The 17355-nt window shown below is 62.6% G+C and carries 14 protein-coding genes; 8 read left to right on the top strand and 6 right to left on the bottom strand.

Translation table 11 applies throughout. From position 1 onward, the window contains the following. Positions 1 to 12: 12 nt before the first annotated feature. A complete protein-coding gene (locus tag HNQ71_RS02565; protein ID WP_184871036.1) occupies positions 13 to 618 on the bottom strand; it encodes a CDP-alcohol phosphatidyltransferase family protein in 606 nt (201 codons plus the stop codon). Positions 619 to 870: 252 nt separating this feature from the next. Between HNQ71_RS02565 and HNQ71_RS02560 the strand changes: the two genes are divergently transcribed. The 3 genes from HNQ71_RS02560 (at position 871) to HNQ71_RS02550 (ending at position 4373) form a co-directional block, all read left to right on the top strand. Further along, on the top strand, positions 871 to 1350 hold the full coding sequence (locus HNQ71_RS02560) for a MarR family winged helix-turn-helix transcriptional regulator (RefSeq protein ID WP_184872211.1): 480 nt from the start codon (positions 871 to 873) through the stop codon (positions 1348 to 1350). After that, a complete protein-coding gene (locus HNQ71_RS02555) occupies positions 1347 to 2516 on the top strand; it encodes an HlyD family secretion protein (protein ID WP_184871035.1) in 1170 nt (389 codons plus the stop codon). The genes HNQ71_RS02560 and HNQ71_RS02555 overlap by 4 nt, the downstream gene beginning before the upstream one ends. 324 nt (positions 2517 to 2840) lie before the next feature. After that, entirely contained in the window at positions 2841 to 4373 is a 1533-nt protein-coding gene (locus tag HNQ71_RS02550; RefSeq protein ID WP_184871034.1) for a DHA2 family efflux MFS transporter permease subunit, read from the top strand. A gap of 51 nt (positions 4374 to 4424) precedes the next feature. Here HNQ71_RS02550 and HNQ71_RS02545 read toward each other — a convergent pair whose 3' ends face one another. Both HNQ71_RS02545 and HNQ71_RS02540 read right to left on the bottom strand, forming a co-directional pair. After that, a complete protein-coding gene (locus HNQ71_RS02545; protein ID WP_184871033.1) occupies positions 4425 to 4940 on the bottom strand; it encodes a CAP domain-containing protein in 516 nt (171 codons plus the stop codon). Between the two features lie 79 nt (positions 4941 to 5019). Further along, positions 5020 to 6243, bottom strand: a complete 1224-nt coding sequence (locus HNQ71_RS02540; RefSeq protein WP_184871032.1) for a TadE/TadG family type IV pilus assembly protein — start codon at positions 6241 to 6243, stop codon at positions 5020 to 5022. 293 nt (positions 6244 to 6536) lie between these two features. On the opposite strand from HNQ71_RS02540, the gene HNQ71_RS02535 reads away from it, so the two are divergent. After that, positions 6537 to 7361 (top strand): DUF2189 domain-containing protein, encoded by an 825-nt coding sequence (locus tag HNQ71_RS02535; protein ID WP_184871031.1) that lies wholly within the window; start codon positions 6537 to 6539, stop codon positions 7359 to 7361. 10 nt (positions 7362 to 7371) lie between these two features. On the opposite strand, the gene HNQ71_RS02530 is transcribed toward HNQ71_RS02535, so the two are convergent. Beyond that, positions 7372 to 8004 (bottom strand): LysE family translocator, encoded by a 633-nt coding sequence (locus tag HNQ71_RS02530; protein ID WP_184871030.1) that lies wholly within the window; start codon positions 8002 to 8004, stop codon positions 7372 to 7374. 123 nt (positions 8005 to 8127) lie between these two features. Further along, positions 8128 to 10113 (bottom strand): TadE/TadG family type IV pilus assembly protein, encoded by a 1986-nt coding sequence (locus HNQ71_RS02525; protein ID WP_184871029.1) that lies wholly within the window; start codon positions 10111 to 10113, stop codon positions 8128 to 8130. Positions 10114 to 10347: 234 nt separating this feature from the next. Between HNQ71_RS02525 and HNQ71_RS02520 the strand changes: the two genes are divergently transcribed. Both HNQ71_RS02520 and HNQ71_RS02515 read left to right on the top strand, forming a co-directional pair. Next, on the top strand, positions 10348 to 11208 hold the full coding sequence (locus HNQ71_RS02520) for a TIGR01459 family HAD-type hydrolase (protein WP_184871028.1): 861 nt from the start codon (positions 10348 to 10350) through the stop codon (positions 11206 to 11208). 6 nt (positions 11209 to 11214) lie between these two features. Continuing rightward, positions 11215 to 12195 (top strand): bifunctional riboflavin kinase/FAD synthetase, encoded by a 981-nt coding sequence (locus tag HNQ71_RS02515; protein ID WP_184871027.1) that lies wholly within the window; start codon positions 11215 to 11217, stop codon positions 12193 to 12195. Between the two features lie 168 nt (positions 12196 to 12363). Here HNQ71_RS02515 and HNQ71_RS02510 read toward each other — a convergent pair whose 3' ends face one another. Further along, positions 12364 to 12918, bottom strand: coding sequence for an HdeD family acid-resistance protein (locus HNQ71_RS02510; protein WP_184871026.1), 555 nt, complete (start codon positions 12916 to 12918; stop codon positions 12364 to 12366). 196 nt (positions 12919 to 13114) lie between these two features. Between HNQ71_RS02510 and HNQ71_RS02505 the strand changes: the two genes are divergently transcribed. Both HNQ71_RS02505 and ileS read left to right on the top strand, forming a co-directional pair. Next, positions 13115 to 13921: a MipA/OmpV family protein gene (locus HNQ71_RS02505; RefSeq protein ID WP_184871025.1), complete on the top strand. Its 807-nt coding sequence runs from the start codon at positions 13115 to 13117 to the stop codon at positions 13919 to 13921. Positions 13922 to 14213: 292 nt separating this feature from the next. Continuing rightward, positions 14214 to 17186, top strand: coding sequence for an isoleucine--tRNA ligase (ileS, locus tag HNQ71_RS02500; protein WP_184871024.1), 2973 nt, complete (start codon positions 14214 to 14216; stop codon positions 17184 to 17186). The last annotated feature ends 169 nt before the right edge of the window (positions 17187 to 17355 follow it).

Raw genomic sequence — 17355 nt, 5'->3', positions numbered from 1 at the left:
AAGCCTCGATGCTTAGCTGGCGCTGCCAATAAGGCCAGCGCGTATCCGGTTTATGGCGGTCAACAGTGAAAGCGTTGCCATGGCCGGAAACACAAGCGGCGCGATGGAAGCCGGCCAGAGCCCGGCGGCGCACAGCACGGCGACCACGCCCAGCGCCAGGGCCCTGTCGCTCTTGCCGAACGGCCCGGCATAATTTCGCCCGATCCCTGCGGCGATGCAGAGCACGCCGGCGAACTCGGTCAGCACGGCGGCCAGGGCGAAGGCGACGACGCCCCATGGGCTGAACTGCGGAAAGGCGGCGAAAGGCAGGATCAGCGCGAGGTCCGAAACGACGTCGCAAAACTCGTTCAGATACATGCCGAGCGTCGAGGCCTGTCCGTGTTCCCGCGCCAGCATGCCATCCACGGCATTCAGCGCCATGCGCACGAACATTACGACGGGAACGAGCAGCAGCGAGCGCCATTCATGCAAAATCGCGATGGCCGTCCCTGCTGCGATCGACATCAGGGCAGCCAGGATGGTTATGCTGTTTGCGGTGACCCCGATTGCCGCCAGCCGATTGACCAGCGGCCGCAGCCTTCCCTGGAAAGCCGGCTTGAGAGCGTAGAGCGTCGGCATGTCATTGATCCCCCGATCCTGACCAGCGGCTGTACATCAATCTGTCACACTCGACCAGCGGCACGAAGCGGCGCCTCTCTAGTGCGCACATCCTGATGTGGTAGATGCGGTCATGCCGACTGCCATTGCCACCGACCCGACGTTCACCACCCGCTAACCATGATTGCGAAGCACGGCTGTCATGCACATTTGCCGGTTTTTGGAGCAACCCAGCATCTTGAATAATAAGCACGCTTATTATATATGCCGCTCATGGTTTCTGATGGCATAGACAGATTGGGCTTCTTGATCCACGACGTGCAGCGCCTGATGCGCAAGCGCTTCGAGGCAAGGGCCAGTGGCTTGGGGCTTTCCTCGGCGCAATGGCGGCTTCTGGTCCGCGTTGCCAAGGAAGATGGTGTCGCGCAGGCGCGGTTGGCCGAACTTCTCGAGATCGAGCCGATCAGCGTTTCGCGTCTGGTCGACCGCATGGAGGAGGGTGGCTGGATCGAGCGTCGTCCCGACGCAGCCGATCGCCGCGTCCGCATGATCTTCCTGACGCCCAAGGCGAGTGACGCCTACGCCGTGATCAAGAGCATTGCGGGAGAGGTCTATGAGGAATCGCTGGTCGGCGTGAAACCGGAAGCCCGTCGCGTCCTCATCGAGGGGCTTGAGACGATGGTCCGCAACCTGACTGACGACGAGACGCCATCCGTTGAAAAAGTGAAGAGTACAGAAGGCGCAGCAGCATGAACGCGGTAGCCAAGATAGACGAGAAGGTGACCGAGCTAGAAATGGAAGCGCCGGCGCAGCCGGCAGCGGCCCCAGTGGCGGTTGCTCCTCCGATGCAGCCGGCCCCGGCGCCGGTGAAGAAAAAGCGCCGGTTGGGCCGCTCCCTGCTGATGGTTGCGCTGCCTGCGGCGCTGGCCATCGGCGGCGGTTACGTCTGGATCACCGGCGGCCGCTACCAGGAGACGGAGAACGCCAATCTGCAGCAGGCCAAGGTGTCGATCGCTTCCGACACGGCCGGCCGCATCGTTCAGGTCGACATTTTCGACAACCAGCTGGTCAAGCAGGGCGATGTGCTGTTTGCCATCGACCCGGAGCCCTACCGGATCGCACTGGCCCAGGCCGACGCGGCGGTGGCGGGCGCGCGTCTCAATGTCGAGCAGCTGCGCGCGGCCTATGGCCAGTCGATGGCACAGCAAAGGTCCGATGCCAGTGAGGTCGCCTTCGCCCAGTCGCAGTTCGACCGTGCCGCCGACCTTGCCCAGAAGGGCATCAACGCCAAGTCGTCGCTCGACCAGGCCAAGAACGATCTCGACAAGGCCAAGCAGCAGCTTGCCGTTGCCGAGCAAGGCATCATCAGCGCCAAGGCAGGCCTTGGCGGCAATCCCGACATCGAGACCGACAAGCATCCGACCGTGATGGCCGCGCTCGCCGCGCGCGACAAGGCCGCCTACGACTTGGCGCAGACCACGGTCAAGGCGCCGGCCGACGGCGTCGTTAGCCAGGCCTCCTCGTTCAAGGTCGGTCAGTATGTCGGCTCCGGCACACCGCTGTTTTCGCTGGTCGAGACCGGCGACACCTGGGTCGACGCCAATTTCAAGGAAACCCAGCTGACCCACATGAAGCCCGGCCAGAAGGCCGAGATCGTGGTCGACACCTATCCGGGTAAAACCTTCGAGGCGACGGTCAAGGCGATCGGCGCCGGCACGGGAGCCGAATTCTCCCTGCTGCCAGCGCAGAATGCCACAGGCAACTGGGTCAAGGTCACGCAGCGCATTCCGGTGCGCCTGGAACTGACCGATGCCGACGCAAAGATGGCGTTGCGCACCGGCATGAGCGCGACCGTTACCGTCGACACCGGCGTTGCCCGCGGGTTTCCCGCCATATTCGGCCACGCTACGGCGGGCTAGGCGGCGGAGTAAAATCGGCGCAAGCCCGTGGGGAACCAAGCGGGTGCAAGCCAATAGCGGGGATTGGTCTGATGGGAGGAGTGGGAAGAATCAGCGTTTGCTTGGAGCCGCGTCGCGGATCGACCAGAATCTGAAATCTTCGACACGGACCCCTCGGTCCTCATGTTTCCGGGCGGCAGGCATCCGCTCATCAGAGACTTTCGGTCGATGTAACCCCCACATCGACCATCGCGTCCCACCGCGAATGAGGGTCTCTCAACGGAAGGCCTCGCCGCCCGGAAACCTGTTCTACACGATTTTGTTACCTGCCGGAAGTTCCGCACCATGAGCACGCCCGAACCCTTCAAAGAAGTGCCGCATCGTGGCCTGATCACGGTCGCGCTCATGCTGGCGACGATCATGCAGGCGCTCGACACGACGATCGCCAACGTCGCGCTGCCGACCATGACCGGCGATCTCGGCGCCTCCCCGGACAACATCAACTGGGTGCTGACGTCCTACATCGTTGCCGCCGCCATCATGACGCCGGTCACCGGCTGGCTGGCCGACCGCTTCGGCCGCAAGGAACTGTTCCTGACGGCGGTGGTCGGCTTCACGGTGTTCTCGATGCTGTGCGGCATCGCCTGGAGCCTGGAGAGCATAGTGTTCTTCCGGCTGATGCAAGGCGTGTTCGGCGCCGCGATCGTGCCGTTGTCGCAGACCTTCCTGCTCGACATCAACCCAAGGGAACGCCATGGCCAGGCGATGGCCATCTGGGGCGCCGGCATCATGCTGGGGCCAATTCTGGGCCCGACGCTCGGTGGCTGGCTGACCGAGAATTTCAACTGGCGCTGGGTGTTCTTCATCAACCTGCCGGTCGGCATTGTCGCCTTATTCGGCATGGCCGCCTATTTGCCGGCTGTTGCCCGGCGGGTGCGCGGTTTCGATTTCTTCGGCTTCGCCATGATATCGCTCGGCGTCGGCGCGCTTCAGCTGCTGCTCGATCGGGGCGGCGAGGTCGACTGGTTTTCCTCGAATGAGATCTGGATCGAGCTTGGTCTTTCGCTGACCGGCTTCTGGGTGTTCATCATCCACACGGTGACGGCGGAACATCCCTTCATCGATCCCAAGATATTCCTCGACCGCAATTTCGTCACCGGCCTGGCGTTCATTTTCGTCATGGGTGTGCTCATCCTGGCGAGCATGTCGCTGCTTCCGCCGATGCTGTCGACCATCTTCGGCTATCCGACCATCACCATTGGCGTTGTACTTGGGCCACGTGGTGTCGGCACGATGATTTCGATGCTCGTAGTCGGGCGGCTCATGAGCAAGATCGACGCCAGGATCCTCGTCGTCATCGGCTTTCTGCTGACCGCGCAATCACTCTACACAATGTCCAGCTTCACGCCGCAGATGGACAACTGGCTGATCATCACCTCCGGCGTCATCCAGGGCCTGGGAATGGGAATGGTGTTCGTGCCGCTCTCGACCGTGGCCTTCGCCACGCTTGACGTGCGCTTCCGCACCGATGCCACGGCCTTGTTCAGCTTGGTGCGCAATCTTGGCTCGTCCATCGGCGTGTCGGTGGTGACGGTTCTGATGGTGCGCAACACGCAGGTCAATCACACCGAGCTTTCGGCGTTCATCAATCCGTTCAACCCCAATCTGTGGGCGGTCTCGCCGGCGGCCGCAAGCGGTGATCCAATGGCGCTTTCGGAGGTTGATCGTATGGTCAATCTGCAGGCGATGATGATCTCCTACGTCAATGACTTCAAAATCCTCATGGTGATGACCCTGATTTCCATTCCGTTTGTTTTCCTGCTGCGCAAGCCAAAACAGGCGCCGGCCGGTGGCGCACCAGCCGCCCACATGGACTAGAGGTCGTCGCCCTCGAAATTCAAGGGGACGACCAACTAGAGGAATCCCGCCTTATCTTCCCAGCACAAGGCTCCAGTAGCGCAGGGCGCCATCGTGGCCGTCGCGCACATAGGCGAGGCCAAAGCGGGTGAAGCGCGGGTCGAGCATGTTGCGCCGGTGGCCGGGCGAGTGCTCCCATATGTCGAACAGCTTTTGCTGGTCGAAACGGCCCTCGGCAATATTCTCTGCGGCGGCGCCGTCAATGCGATTGTCCTTGACGCGCGAGGCGAAATCCTTGCCCCAGCCGGTGGTGTGGCTCATGCGGCCACGCCGCGCCATGTAGCCGGCCTGCTGCAGGGCGGCCTGCTCGAGCTGTGGGTCGGCAACCAGCGGCGGAAGCCCGGCCGAGGCGCGGATGCTGGCCAGCGTGCCGGTGGCGGACGAGGAGACACCGGCGCCTTCGCCGGTCGGCAGCGAAACGGTGCTGCAGGCAGCGAGCCCGGCCAGGGCGGCAAGGCCGACTGCCTTGAGCCATTTGCGCCTGTTCAAGTTCGCGATCTGGTCGTGTTCGATTCCCGAAGTGGTCATGCCTGCCTGAGATAGTCGCGATCATGGCTTTTGCCGGGCAGGGCGGTGGAAATCTGGAATCGAAACAGCAGTTGCCCGCTCATTTCACCAGGGTGACGAGGCGGCTTGCATACATCTCGCGATTTCCAAACACGGCTGTGCAGTCGGTCTTGATGGATGAGTTGCCGGTCATCAGTACGGTCAGGCCAACAAGCCTCAGGCAGTCGCCTTGACCGCTCATATCTGAGTTGCCGGCAAAGGAAATGGGAGCGTCAGGCGCATAGACGAACCCGCTGATCACGGAATTTGCGCCGCCATTCAGCGTCAAGGCCGAAGTGTTGCCATGACTCTCGAAAATGGTAATGCCAGCGTATGGACCGCTGGTGGGAGGGGAAAGGTTCACCACTTCATTTGCATTTATGTAGATCTGTGCGTCCTCCACGAGGAATATGGTCACGCCTTGGCCGTTTAGGCTGCCGTTGCCGCCCGGCTTTATGGTGGTGCCGCGCAGGATGTAGACGCCTGGATTGAGCGTGATGTTTCCCGACAAGGTCTTGTCGCAATACGTGCCTGGCGACAGCGTGTAAGTTTTGCCGTTCGGCACGGGCAGGCACAATGTGTAGGGGGGTGGGACGACGTCCGCCAGTGGATCGAAAGACGCATATTGATGTTCGAGCGGCGCACCGCAGGTAAGATTGGCGTTGGGCGGCGACAGCCCGGAAGTGCCGCCGGCGGTCGAGACGCAGCCCGCCGACACCTGCGCCGAACCGCCCCTGCTGACTGCATCGGACGCATCCGAGTTTGCCGCGATCACGCAACTGCTCATGGAGACATCGGTCGAGCCCTGCAGGCTCACGGCGGCCGACGCATGTGAATCGAGCGCCAGCACACAGGCCTGCGCGCCGGGGTCCATCTTGACGGTGGCCGAGCGGTGGGCTGGCCAGGGGGCCGCGCCATTGATGAAGCTCGGACGGCTGATGCTGGACGAAACCGAGATGTAATAGGCACTCGGGTCGCCACTGGCGCTTGCCGAAAAGGCGGAGACGCTGCCCGCATACTCCTGCTGGTCGGCGACGCTCATATTGGCCGTAAAGAATGCCAGCCCAAGCTCCTGCACATCACTCGCGGTCATGCTGGGTAGGTACTTTGTGCCGACGGCAAGCCCAGCCGCGTCTAGCGAATTCTGCAATTGCGCGGCGTCGTCGCTCGTGCCGGTCAGATCGATGGTACCGGCCACGACAAGCATTATCGGCAGCATTGCTATGGCCGTCGCCATGGCAAAGTTGCCGCGCTCCGAAGACCAGAAGCTCTTCAATTCGAACATCGCCCCTCGCCAAAACCTGTAAAGCCCAAGTGATACGCCAGGGGTCTCTACGCGCTATTTCAGTAATTACTAAAATTTGTAATGCTTAAATGCAGCGAGATGGCCGACCAAACGAAAGCCTGCCAACGCACGGCCATATGAGAGGCGACAGGGAGAGATGAGCACGAGGAGCAGCTTCAAGCTATTGACGCGGCGACAACCCCTGGCAAATCGGCTATGGTGCTACATCTACTAGTGGCAGCTGCGGGCGGCCATCCTGGCGGTGACCGTCCCCGACACTTGGGAGGAAGGTTATGGCCGGCTTTCATGTCATGGCGGACGCGCACGGGATGCACGTACAGCCCACGGTGCGCCGCATCACCACGGCGGATCTCAGGGATGCGCTGCGCCTCGGCGCCGAGGATTTCTGGGCAAAACCATCGCACTACGTGTTCTTGTGCCTGATCTATCCCGTTGTCGGCCTGATCCTGACGCGATGGACGTCCGGCGCCAATGCCATCCAGCTCATCTATCCCCTGATGTCGGGTTTCGCGCTGGTCGGCCCGTTTGCCGCCATCGGTCTTTACGAGATCAGCCGCCGGCGCGAGCTCGGCATGAACACCTCCTGGCGGCATGCCCTCGATGTGCGCCACTCGCCGGCGATTCCGTCGATCGCGGCGATCGGTATCATGCTGGTGGCGCTGTTCCTGTTGTGGCTCTTCACAGCGCAGTCGATCTACACCGGTCTCTTCGGCGACCAGCCGCCGGCATCGATCGGCGACTTCGTCCGCGAGGTGCTGACGACCGGCAAGGGCTGGACCCTCATCCTCGCCGGCAACGCCGCCGGTTTCGTCTTCGCCGTTGTCGTGCTCGCCACCACCGTGGTTGCGTTCCCGCTGCTGCTCGACCGCGATGTCGGCGCCGTTTCGGCCATCGAGACCTCGGCGCGCGCGGTGATGGCAAACCCGCTGCAGATGGCGCTGTGGGGGTTGATGGTCGCCGTGCTGCTGGTGATCGGCTCGATCCCGCTGTTTGCCGGGCTCGCCGTGGTCATGCCGGTGCTCGGCCATGCCACGTGGCATCTCTACCGCAAGGTGGTCGAGCCGGAGCGGGCGCAGCAAATCCGGCGGCCGATGTAAGGAACCGCGCTCAGCGCTGTGCGTCGGTCGCCATCTTCAGCGCGAGTGCCATCAGTACGGTGCCCATCATCCAGCGCTGGATGACCAGCCATAGCGGCCGGCCGGCGAGGAAGGTGGCTATCGAGCCCGCTGTCACCGCGATGATGGCATTGACGGTCAGGCTGATCGATATCTGCGTCGCACCAAGCACCAGCAGCTGCGACAGGACATGGCCTTTGTCCAGGCTGATGAACTGTGGCAGCAGCGACAGATAGAGCACGGCCACCTTCGGATTGAGCAGATTGGTCATCAGGCCCATGGCGAACAGCTTGCGCGGCCGGTCCCGCGGCAGCTCGCGTACCTGGAATGGCGAGCGTCCGCCCGGCTTCACCGCTTGCCAGGCGAGCCACAGGAGATAGAGCACGCCGGCAAGGCGCAGCGCATCATAGGCATAGGGCACGGCAAGCAGCAGCGCGGTGATGCCGAATGCCGCCGCCAGCACATAGAAGACAAAGCCGAGCGCAACGCCGCCAAGTGAGATCAGCCCCGCCTTTGGCCCTTGCGACAGCGAACGCGAGATCAGGTAGATCATGTTGGGGCCTGGCGTCAGCACCATGCCGAGGCAGACCAGCGCGAAGGCGAGATGATTGGCGGTTTCGGGCATCTGTTCGTTCCCCTGCGCACCCCGGTGCGGAAGCAAGCGGCTACTTTCTGCCCGCACCGGCAGGCGTTCGCAAGGCCATGGCGCCGCCAGCCGTTGCGCCAGATGGCTGCCAGTGCCCCCGGATCAGCTGACGACGCGCAGGTTCGACAATTCGTTGCCGATTTCCTTGAAATCGTTCGACAAGGTGGCGCCGGTCGCGTTCCAGAACAGCTTGGCCGGCTTGCTCGGATCCGTCGGATCCTTGCGGAAGCGAGAGTTCGACGAGCAGGATTTCAGCGCCGCGATCGCCGCCTGGTCGCTGGTTTTGGTCGTGGACAGGTCGAGCGCCACCGTCATCACCATGATGTTGGCCGCCTTGGCGTTGTTGCAAAGCGTCGCCATCTGCTCGTTGAGCGCGCTCGTGTAGTTGCCGTTCGAATAGTCGAACTGGCCAATGGCGCTCGATGTGCCCAGAAACATGCGGCCAACCGAGGTGCCGTTGTAGCCGGGGTTGAGATAGCCGTAGGACGCGTAGGTCGACTTTGAATCGGCGGGATCGGAATAGCCGAGCGACGCAGGCGTGTAGTAGGTGTTGGCGCCGTCGGTCAGCACGATCACGACCTTGTCGTTGCCTCTTTCGGTTTCCGGGCGTCCTTGTGTGAACGGCTCGCCGCTCGAGACCACCCGCCAGCCCCAGGCCATGCCCTCGGGAACGCTGGTGCCGCCATTCGGCTGCATCAGGTCGATCGCGGCCTTGATCGAGGTCAGTCCGTCGGTGACGCTGACATCGGTCAGCGGCGTGATCGGGTTGGTGGTGCAGCTGTAGTTCGGGCCGTTTCCGGCCGGCAGCGCCGGCGCATCGATCGGCCGCGGCTGGAAATATTTGGCCATGTTGCGCAGCCGGGATTGGCCAGTGCTGCTCGTCGGGTCGTCATTCCACCAGCTGTTCACGGCGCCATAGGTCGTCGGCATGGCCTCATCGGGATCCTGGGTGAGCTTCCAATGATTGCCGGGTTCGTCCGGGGCGAACATCGGCACGAACATCGTCGCCGGATCGCCGACCCCTATGCCGGTGTTCGCCGAGCCGCCGGACGGCGGCGCGTCGTTGACATTGTAGGGGTAGGGCCGGGCTTCGACGCAGCCCTGCCAACTGGCGAACGGGCCATAGGAATCGATGTAGTCATACTCGTCGTGGCTTCGTTTGCAGGTGTTGTTCGAATTGTACTCGTCGCACACCACGCGTTTGCTGTTGGTGACGCGCTCGTGATTGGCGACGACCTTCATGTCACGGTAGAGCGAAAACCGGGTCAGCATCTGGCCTTCATCGGCACCCCATCCGGAGCCGCGCTTGTACCAGATGCCGTTGGTCTGCTGGGCGTATTTGTTGGCCGTGTTCAGCGTCGACCAGTCGAAGTTCTCGTTCGATACCGGCGATAGGCCTTCGGTGTCCATCCACGACGCGTTGCCGTTGCTGGCACCGACATTGACCGAGGCCGCAAATGGCACGAGGCCGAATTGCACCGGCTTGTCCACCTGCTTGATCATTGCCGCTTGCAGGGCCAGCGTGTCGACCAGCTGCTTGGCAGCAGTTTTGAGAAGATCGATGCGCCTTTGCCCAGAGCCGGTTCCGGTCGTGGTCATCGATCCGGAATTGTCGAGCACCAGGGCAACTTCCAGCGTGTTCTTCAGCCGCACTTCCGAGGAGACGTCGAAGCTGATCTTCTGGTTCGCGTCGGTTTGGGATTTGCCGATGAGCCGGCCGAAGGCAGGAAAGAAATAGGGCTGGTAGTCAAGACGCGCGCTCATCTTGAGCAAGCCGCCGCCGCTGGTGTTGCTTGGCAAGGTGACGTTGAGCGTCGTGTTGGCGGGATCTACGCTGTTGAGGTTGGCGTTGAAGAAGTCGAGCGCATAGGCCCTCAACTGGTCGTCGGTCGCACCTTCCGTCAGCCGTCGCGCCGTGGCGAAGTTGGCGGCATCGAGCGCATTCAACACCGTCTGCTTTTGACGATTCATCTCGGTGTAGTCGACCGCCATCGCCAGGCTGCCCATCAGCGGAACCAGCGCAACGACCGTCATAAGAGCATAGTTGCCGCGTTTGTCGCGGCAGAACTGGCGCCAGAGTTCATGCATGTCTTGCTGCGGCCCCCGCCGGCGGATTCTTGATCAGGCGCCAACTTTCCACAAAACGCTGAAGGACGGGTTTGGGAAACCGCTCGATTGCTTGGTCCACGCTTCACCAACCGCTAACCAACACGGCATCCGGGCGAAAGCTGGTGACAGGTCGGGGCGGTTCGGTTAATCGGAACCGGCTGCGGCGAACCGTCGGCCGCGGCGCTCGCAATGATCATGACTGAAGGAAACGGCATGGCGGATTCGCCTGAAATCATCGGCTCGCTCGAAGACGTGTCGAAGGGCTACTCGGCAATCCTGTGCGATGTCTGGGGTGTAGTGCACAATGGCGAGACGCACTTTCCTGTTGCAGCCTCGGCGCTGGCGAGGGCGCGCGAGGCAGAAATCCCCATCGTCCTGATCACCAATTCGCCACGCAGAAGTGCCGATGTCGTGGCGCAGATGAACGCGATCGGCGTCCCGCCATCAGCCTACGACCGGGTCGTCACATCAGGCGACGTGACCCGCGACCTGATAGCCGAGGGGCCTCGAAAGATATTCCATATTGGCGCCGACCGCGATTTCACCCTCTATGACGGTCTCGACGTCGAGCTTGTCGAGGAATTCGAGGCGTCCGGCGTCGTCTGCACCGGCCTGTTCGATGACGAGGTCGAGAAGCCCGAGGACTATACCGAGCTTCTGCAGCGGTTGCGCGCCAGGAACCTGCCCTTCATCTGTGCAAATCCCGATATCGTGGTCGAACGCGGCGAACGCATCATCTGGTGTGCCGGTGCGCTGGCACGCGACTATGCCCAGCTCGGCGGCCGCACCTTGATCGCCGGAAAACCCTACGCGCCGATCTATGACGTTGCGATCAAGGAGGTTGCCGAGATTCTTGGCCGGCCGGTAGAGCGTTCGCAGGTGCTGGCCATTGGCGACGGCATGATGACCGACGTGAAGGGCGCGGTCGACAATGGTTTCGACGTTCTCTATGTGTCCGGCGGCATCCATGCGCGCGACTATGGCGATGCATTGCAACCCGATCCGGCAAGGCTGGCGACCTTCCTGGAAAAGCATGGGTACCGTCCGGTGGCTGTTATTCCCAGACTGCGGTAGGTGACGATGGCGGCCTTCCAGCACATTTTGTCAACCGCGCCGCTGCCCGCCGATTTGCGTCGCGGCGTGGTGGCGATCGGCAATTTCGACGGTGTCCATCGCGGCCATCAGGCGGTGCTCGAGCGAGCCCTCGCCGAAGCCCGTCGGCGCCAGGTGCCGGCCCTGGTGCTGACATTCGAACCGCATCCCCGCAAGGTCTTCAGGCCTGACATGCCGTTGTTCGTGCTGACGCCGCCGCCGATGAAGGCGAGGCTGCTGTCGTTGCTGGGCTTTGCCGCGCTTGTCGAGCAGCCGTTCACGCGCGACTTCGCCTCGCTGTCGGCGGAAGCATTCGTGACCGACGTGCTGGAAAGGAACCTTGGCATTATCCACGCCGTGACCGGGTTCGATTTCCATTTCGGCAAGGACCGTCAAGGCGGCCCGGCCTACCTGATGGCGGCCGGCGAGCGTCATGGCTTCGGTGTCACGCTCGTCGACGCCTTTCGTGACGAGGGCCACGAGGTGGTGTCGTCGAGCCGCATCCGCGGCCTGCTGAGCGAGGGCGCGGTGGCCGAGGCCGCCGGACTGCTCGGCTATCGCTTCACCGTCGAAAGCGAGGTTGTGGGCGGCCAGCAGCTCGGCCGCACGCTTGGCTTTCCAACCGCGAATATGAGACTTTCTACGGAAGCCGCGCTTAAGGAGGGCATCTATGCCGTCCGCTTTCGTCGCGCCGACGGCACGCTTCACGACGGTGTCGCCAGCTTCGGCCGCCGCCCGACCGTCGACGACAACGGCGCGCCGCTGCTGGAAACCTTCGTCTTCGATTTCTCAGGCGACCTCTATGGTGAGGTCTGCCAGGTTTCCTTCTTCGGTTTCCTGCGCCCGGAACTGAAGTTCGAAGGGCTCGACGCGCTGGTCGTGCAGATGAAGCGCGATGAAACCGAAGCGCGCGCGCTGCTTGCCGGCGTCAAGCCGCTCTCCGAACTCGACGCGGCCATGGCCTTCTAGGCTTGATCCCGAAAAGTGGGAACCGGTTTTCGGACAAGATCATGCCCAGGCAAGAAGCATGATCCCGAAAAGTGGGAACCGGTTTTCGGAAAAGATCATGCCCAGGCAAGAAGCATGATCCCGAAAAGTGGGAACCGGTTTTCGGGCAAGATCATGCCCAGGCAAAATTTACTTTTTCAGCGCCAGGCCGACGGCAATGAAGGTCCAGCCCTGGAAGATCAGGTCGATCGCCAGAAACAGCCCGAGCACCCACAGGCTGTTGACAGGCCAGCCCATGGCGATGATCAGGCCGGCAAGCGCGCTGATGACGCCGGCGGCAACGATCCAGCCCCAGCCGGGTTCCGGCCTGTGGCTGTAGCCGACCCAGGCCCGGAGCACCCCGGAAGCGACCAGCGCGATCGCCAGCAGGAACGTCAGTACCGCCGAAGCCAGCAGCGGATTGTCGAAGGCGAAAAATCCGGCGATGGCATAGAGCAGCCCGCTGAGCAGCCAGTAGAAGAAGCGGCTCCATGTCTTGACGCCGAAGGCATGCACGATTTCGATGACGCCGGCCATCAGCATCAGCCAGCCCACGACATAGACCGAAGCCACCGTGGCGATGAACAGATTGCCGAAGGCAATGCCGCCGAAGATGAGCAGCAGCACGCCGAGCGCGACGAACCACCCCCATTTTGTCCGTGTCTGTTCCATCGCGGTTCTCAAGGCGTCGCCATGCAGGGTCATTATCGCGGTCTCCATCAGGGGCTGCGGGATACTGCCAGGCGGAGGTTAATCCCGGCGCCTGCCAACGTCCAGTCGATGGCCTATGGAGGCAGCGCCGCAATCCGCGATCGGATGTCTCGGATTTAAATCAAATTTTACCAAACGGCCTTCAAAGCTGTCATCGGTAAACCGTGCGCGTTGTGTTAGTGGAGTGGCCATGAGTCCGGTCGGAAGAATCTCTGTGGTGTTAGCCGCTGCGCTGCTTGGCGGCGCGGGCGCCGCCAATGCAGGCGAGGGGAGCTGGCTGTCCGGCGACTGGTATCTGACCGTCGGTGCAACCGGCATGATCGCGCCGAACTTCGAGGGCGGCAAGAAATACCTGCTCAGCGCCTCACCGATCATCTCGCTGGGCAAGGCCGGACCGGCGGCCCGCTTCACCTCGCGCAACGACAACATCTCGCTGGCGCTGATCGACGATGGCGGCGTTCGCGCCGGCCTGACCGGCAAGTTCCTGTTTTCCCGTGACGACGACAATGCCGATGAACTGAAGGGCCTCGATCCAGTGCGCTCGGGCGGCGAGGTCGGCGGCTTCTTCGAATTCTATCCGACTGACTGGCTGCGCGCCCGCGCCGAACTGCGCCACGGCGTCCGCGCTCATAACGGCTTTGTCGCCGATATTGCGGCCGACGCTTTTTATGACGTCACGCCAACTGTCCGGATTTCTGGCGGACCACGCGTGTCATTCGCCTCGGCCAAATATTTCGACGCCTATTACGGCGTCGACGCGCAGGAGGCTGTGGCCTCCGGCCTCAGCGAATATGATCCCGGCGGCGGCCTGAAGTCGACCGGCCTCGGTGGCGCCATAACCTGGAAGGTGACGGAGCCGATGACCGCCAGCCTGTTCGGTGAGTATTCGCGCCTGATGGGACCGGCGGCCGATTCCAGCCTGGTCAGGCAACGCGGCGACCGCAATCAGTTCATGATCGGCGTGTCGACCAGCTATCGCTTCGATTTTACGATGTAACGGAATCGAGCGAGAGACACTTTATTCCTGCGCCTATCTCCGCTAAAAGCCCACCGATGATGAGCTTTTCGCGCCTTCACGCGCTGACCATACGAATTACCGGCCCGGTGTTCCGGGCGACCTGAGGGGTCGCCGGAGCCGCCGGGAATCTTGCGCGCGGCCTCTCGCGCTTTTTCCAGATCATCAGCGCTTATCGCCCAGAAGTGGCTTCGGTTTTGGGAAATCGATATGCGTCAAAGCATAGACCTCACGCCCGAGCCCTTCGCCGCCGGGCAATGTACATGGCAGACCAATGACCGACGAAACGCCCAATAATTCAACAATCGACTATTCCAAGACGCTTTATTTGCCGCAGACGGATTTCCCGATGCGCGCCGGCTTGCCCGAAAAGGAGCCGCTGCTGGTCCAGCGCTGGCAGGACATGGACCTCTACCGCAAGCTGCGCGAGAGCGCGGCCGGCCGCACCAAATACGTGCTGCATGACGGGCCGCCCTACGCCAACGGCAACATCCATATCGGCCATGCGCTGAACAAGATCCTCAAGGACGTCATCACCCGCTCGTTCCAGATGCGCGGCTATGACTCGAACTACGTGCCGGGCTGGGACTGCCATGGCCTGCCGATCGAATGGAAGATCGAGGAGCAGTATCGGGCCAAGGGCAAGAACAAGGACGAGGTTCCGGTCAACGAGTTCCGCCGGGAATGCCGCGAGTTCGCCGCGCACTGGATCACGGTGCAGGGCGGCGAGTTCCAGCGGCTCGGCGTCATCGGCGATTTCAAGAATCCCTATACGACGATGGCTTTCCATGCCGAGTCACGCATCGCCGGCGAGTTGCTGAAGTTTGCCATGTCGGGCCAGCTCTATCGCGGCTCCAAGCCGGTGATGTGGAGTGTGGTCGAACGCACGGCACTTGCCGAGGCCGAGGTCGAGTACCAGGACTACGAGTCCGACACGATCTGGGTGAAGTTCCCCGTCGTCAGCCTGGTCCAGCCGGTCGATGACGGCGTGACCAAACTGACAGAAGGGGCGCTGGATCTGTTGCAGGCCCACGTCGTCATCTGGACGACGACGCCATGGACGATCCCAGGCAACCGCGCCGTCAACTACTCGCCGCGCATCAGCTATGGCCTCTACGAGGTGACGGTGGCCGAGAACGCGTTCGGCCCGCAGCCGGGCGAAAAGCTGATCTTCGCCGACGCGCTGGCCGAAGAGTCCGCTGCCAAGGCCAAGGTCACCTTGAATCGGCTTCGCAGTGTTTCGGCGCAAGAGCTTGGAAGCCTTACGCTTTCCCATCCGTTCAAGGGTTTTGGCGGCGGCTATGAGTTTCCGGTGCCGATGCTCGCCGGTGACCATGTCACCGACGATGCCGGCACCGGCTTCGTCCACACCGCGCCCGGCCATGGCCGCGAGGACTTTGACGCCTGGATGGATGCCGCGGCGGATTTGCGCGCACGCGGCATCGACAGCGCCATTCCGTTCACCGTCGACGATGGCGGCTTCTTCACCAAGGACGCGCCGGGTTTTGGCCCGGACCGCGAGGGCGGAGCCGCGCGCGTCATCGACGACAATGGTAAGAAGGGCAACGCCAACCAGGCGGTCATCGATGAGCTGATCAAGCGCAGCGCGCTGTTCGCACGCGGCCGGCTGAAACACTCCTATCCACATTCCTGGCGGTCCAAAAAACCGATCATCTTCCGCAACACGCCGCAGTGGTTTGTCTATATGGACAAGGACCTCGGCGACGGCTCGACGTTGCGCAGCCGCGCGCTGAAGGCGATCGACGACACCCGTTTCGTGCCCGCCGCCGGCCAGAACCGCATCCGCGCCATGATCGAGGAGCGCCCTGACTGGGTGCTGTCGCGCCAGCGCGCCTGGGGCGTGCCGATCGCCGTCTTCGCCGATGCCGACGGCAATGTGCTGAAGGACGAGGCGGTCAACCAGCGCATCATGGACGCCTTCGAGCAGGAGGGCGCCGACGCCTGGTTCGCCGCTGGCGCCAAGGAGCGTTTCCTTGGCAACCACGATGCATCCAAGTGGAAGCAGGTGATGGACATCCTCGACGTCTGGTTCGATTCGGGCTCGACCCACGCCTTCACGCTGGAGGATCGCCCGGATTTGAAATGGCCGGCCGATGTCTATCTCGAAGGCTCCGACCAGCATCGCGGCTGGTTCCACTCCTCGCTGCTCGAAAGCTGCGGCACCAGGGGCAGGGCGCCCTATGAAACAGTCGTCACCCATGGCTTCACCATGGATGAGGACGGCCGCAAGATGTCGAAGTCGCTCGGCAACACCGTCGTGCCGCAGGACGTCATCAAGCAGTCGGGCGCCGACATCCTGCGCCTGTGGGTGGTGACGACCGACTATTGGGAAGACCAGCGTCTCGGCAAGAATGTGCTGCAGACCAACATCGACGCCTATCGCAAGCTGCGCAACACCATCCGCTGGATGCTGGGCACGCTTGCGCATGACGATGGCGAAGAGGTGCCGCTCGACAGGATGCCGGAGCTGGAGCGGCTGATGCTGCACCGGCTGGCCGAGTTGGATGAGGTGGTGCGATCGGGCTACGACGCCTTCGAATTCAAGCGCATCACGCGCACGCTGCTTGATTTCATGGTGGTGGAACTGTCGGCCTTCTATTTCGACATCCGCAAGGACGCGTTGTATTGCGACGCGCCGTCGAGCGTTAAGCGCAAGGCCTCGGTGCAGGTGGTGCGCCATCTCTTCGACTGTCTGGTGAAATGGCTGGCGCCGATGCTGCCTTTCACCATGGAAGAAGCCTGGCTCGACCGTCATCCGGACGCCGTCTCGGTGCATCTCGACCAGTTTCCGCAAATCCCGGCGGACTGGAAGAACGAAGCGCTGGCGGAAAAGTGGCGCAAGGTGCGGCAGGTGCGACGCGTCGTAACCGGCGCGCTAGAGATCGCGCGCGCCCAGAAGGTGATCGGCTCGTCGCTGGAAGCGGTGCCGGTCGTCACCATCGACGATGCAGCGCTCGAAGCGGCGATATCCGATGTCGACATGGCCGAGATGGCGATCACCAGCGATCTGGTCATCGCGCATGGCGAGGTGCCGGCAGGCGCCTTCACGCTCGACGACGTCAGGGGTGTCGCCGTCGTGGTCGAGAAGGCCGAGGATCGCGGCCTGGTGAAATGCGCACGTTCCTGGCGCTACACCGCCGACGTCGGACAGGACGCTGCGTTTCCCGACGTTTCGGCCAGGGATGCGGCGGTGCTGCACGAATTGAAGGCGCTTGGCCGGCTTTGATGGGGCAGAAAGCCGCTATCGGTGCACAAATGCCACGCCGGGCGGGCGAAAACCGCCCGCGCGTTGCCCTTAACGAGTGGTTGAGGTAAACACGCGAAACTCCGGAAGACAAATTGTCGCCGGATTTCCGTCGCAAGTGCTTGGACGATGGGGAACCGGACATAAAGGC

The organism is Mesorhizobium sangaii, assembly GCF_014207355.1.
Classification (GTDB): Bacteria; Pseudomonadota; Alphaproteobacteria; order Rhizobiales; family Rhizobiaceae; genus Mesorhizobium; species Mesorhizobium sangaii.
The sequence above is the reverse complement of the archived record's forward strand: the minus strand, read 5'-3'. Positions and strand labels throughout refer to the sequence as shown.

What these genes read in the sequence shown, in the direction of transcription:
- HNQ71_RS02565 (WP_184871036.1), bottom strand. Translation starts at nt 618, where the DNA reads ATGCCGACGCTCTACGCTCTCAAGCCGGCTTTCCAGGGAAGGCTGCGG.
- HNQ71_RS02560 (WP_184872211.1), top strand. Translation starts at nt 871, where the DNA reads ATGGTTTCTGATGGCATAGACAGATTGGGCTTCTTGATCCACGACGTG.
- HNQ71_RS02555 (WP_184871035.1), top strand. Translation starts at nt 1,347, where the DNA reads ATGAACGCGGTAGCCAAGATAGACGAGAAGGTGACCGAGCTAGAAATG.
- HNQ71_RS02550 (WP_184871034.1), top strand. Translation starts at nt 2,841, where the DNA reads ATGAGCACGCCCGAACCCTTCAAAGAAGTGCCGCATCGTGGCCTGATC.
- HNQ71_RS02545 (WP_184871033.1), bottom strand. Translation starts at nt 4,940, where the DNA reads ATGACCACTTCGGGAATCGAACACGACCAGATCGCGAACTTGAACAGG.
- HNQ71_RS02540 (WP_184871032.1), bottom strand. Translation starts at nt 6,243, where the DNA reads ATGTTCGAATTGAAGAGCTTCTGGTCTTCGGAGCGCGGCAACTTTGCC.
- HNQ71_RS02535 (WP_184871031.1), top strand. Translation starts at nt 6,537, where the DNA reads ATGGCCGGCTTTCATGTCATGGCGGACGCGCACGGGATGCACGTACAG.
- HNQ71_RS02530 (WP_184871030.1), bottom strand. Translation starts at nt 8,004, where the DNA reads ATGCCCGAAACCGCCAATCATCTCGCCTTCGCGCTGGTCTGCCTCGGC.
- HNQ71_RS02525 (WP_184871029.1), bottom strand. Translation starts at nt 10,113, where the DNA reads ATGCATGAACTCTGGCGCCAGTTCTGCCGCGACAAACGCGGCAACTAT.
- HNQ71_RS02520 (WP_184871028.1), top strand. Translation starts at nt 10,348, where the DNA reads ATGGCGGATTCGCCTGAAATCATCGGCTCGCTCGAAGACGTGTCGAAG.
- HNQ71_RS02515 (WP_184871027.1), top strand. Translation starts at nt 11,215, where the DNA reads ATGGCGGCCTTCCAGCACATTTTGTCAACCGCGCCGCTGCCCGCCGAT.
- HNQ71_RS02510 (WP_184871026.1), bottom strand. Translation starts at nt 12,918, where the DNA reads ATGACCCTGCATGGCGACGCCTTGAGAACCGCGATGGAACAGACACGG.
- HNQ71_RS02505 (WP_184871025.1), top strand. Translation starts at nt 13,115, where the DNA reads ATGAGTCCGGTCGGAAGAATCTCTGTGGTGTTAGCCGCTGCGCTGCTT.
- ileS (WP_184871024.1), top strand. Translation starts at nt 14,214, where the DNA reads ATGACCGACGAAACGCCCAATAATTCAACAATCGACTATTCCAAGACG.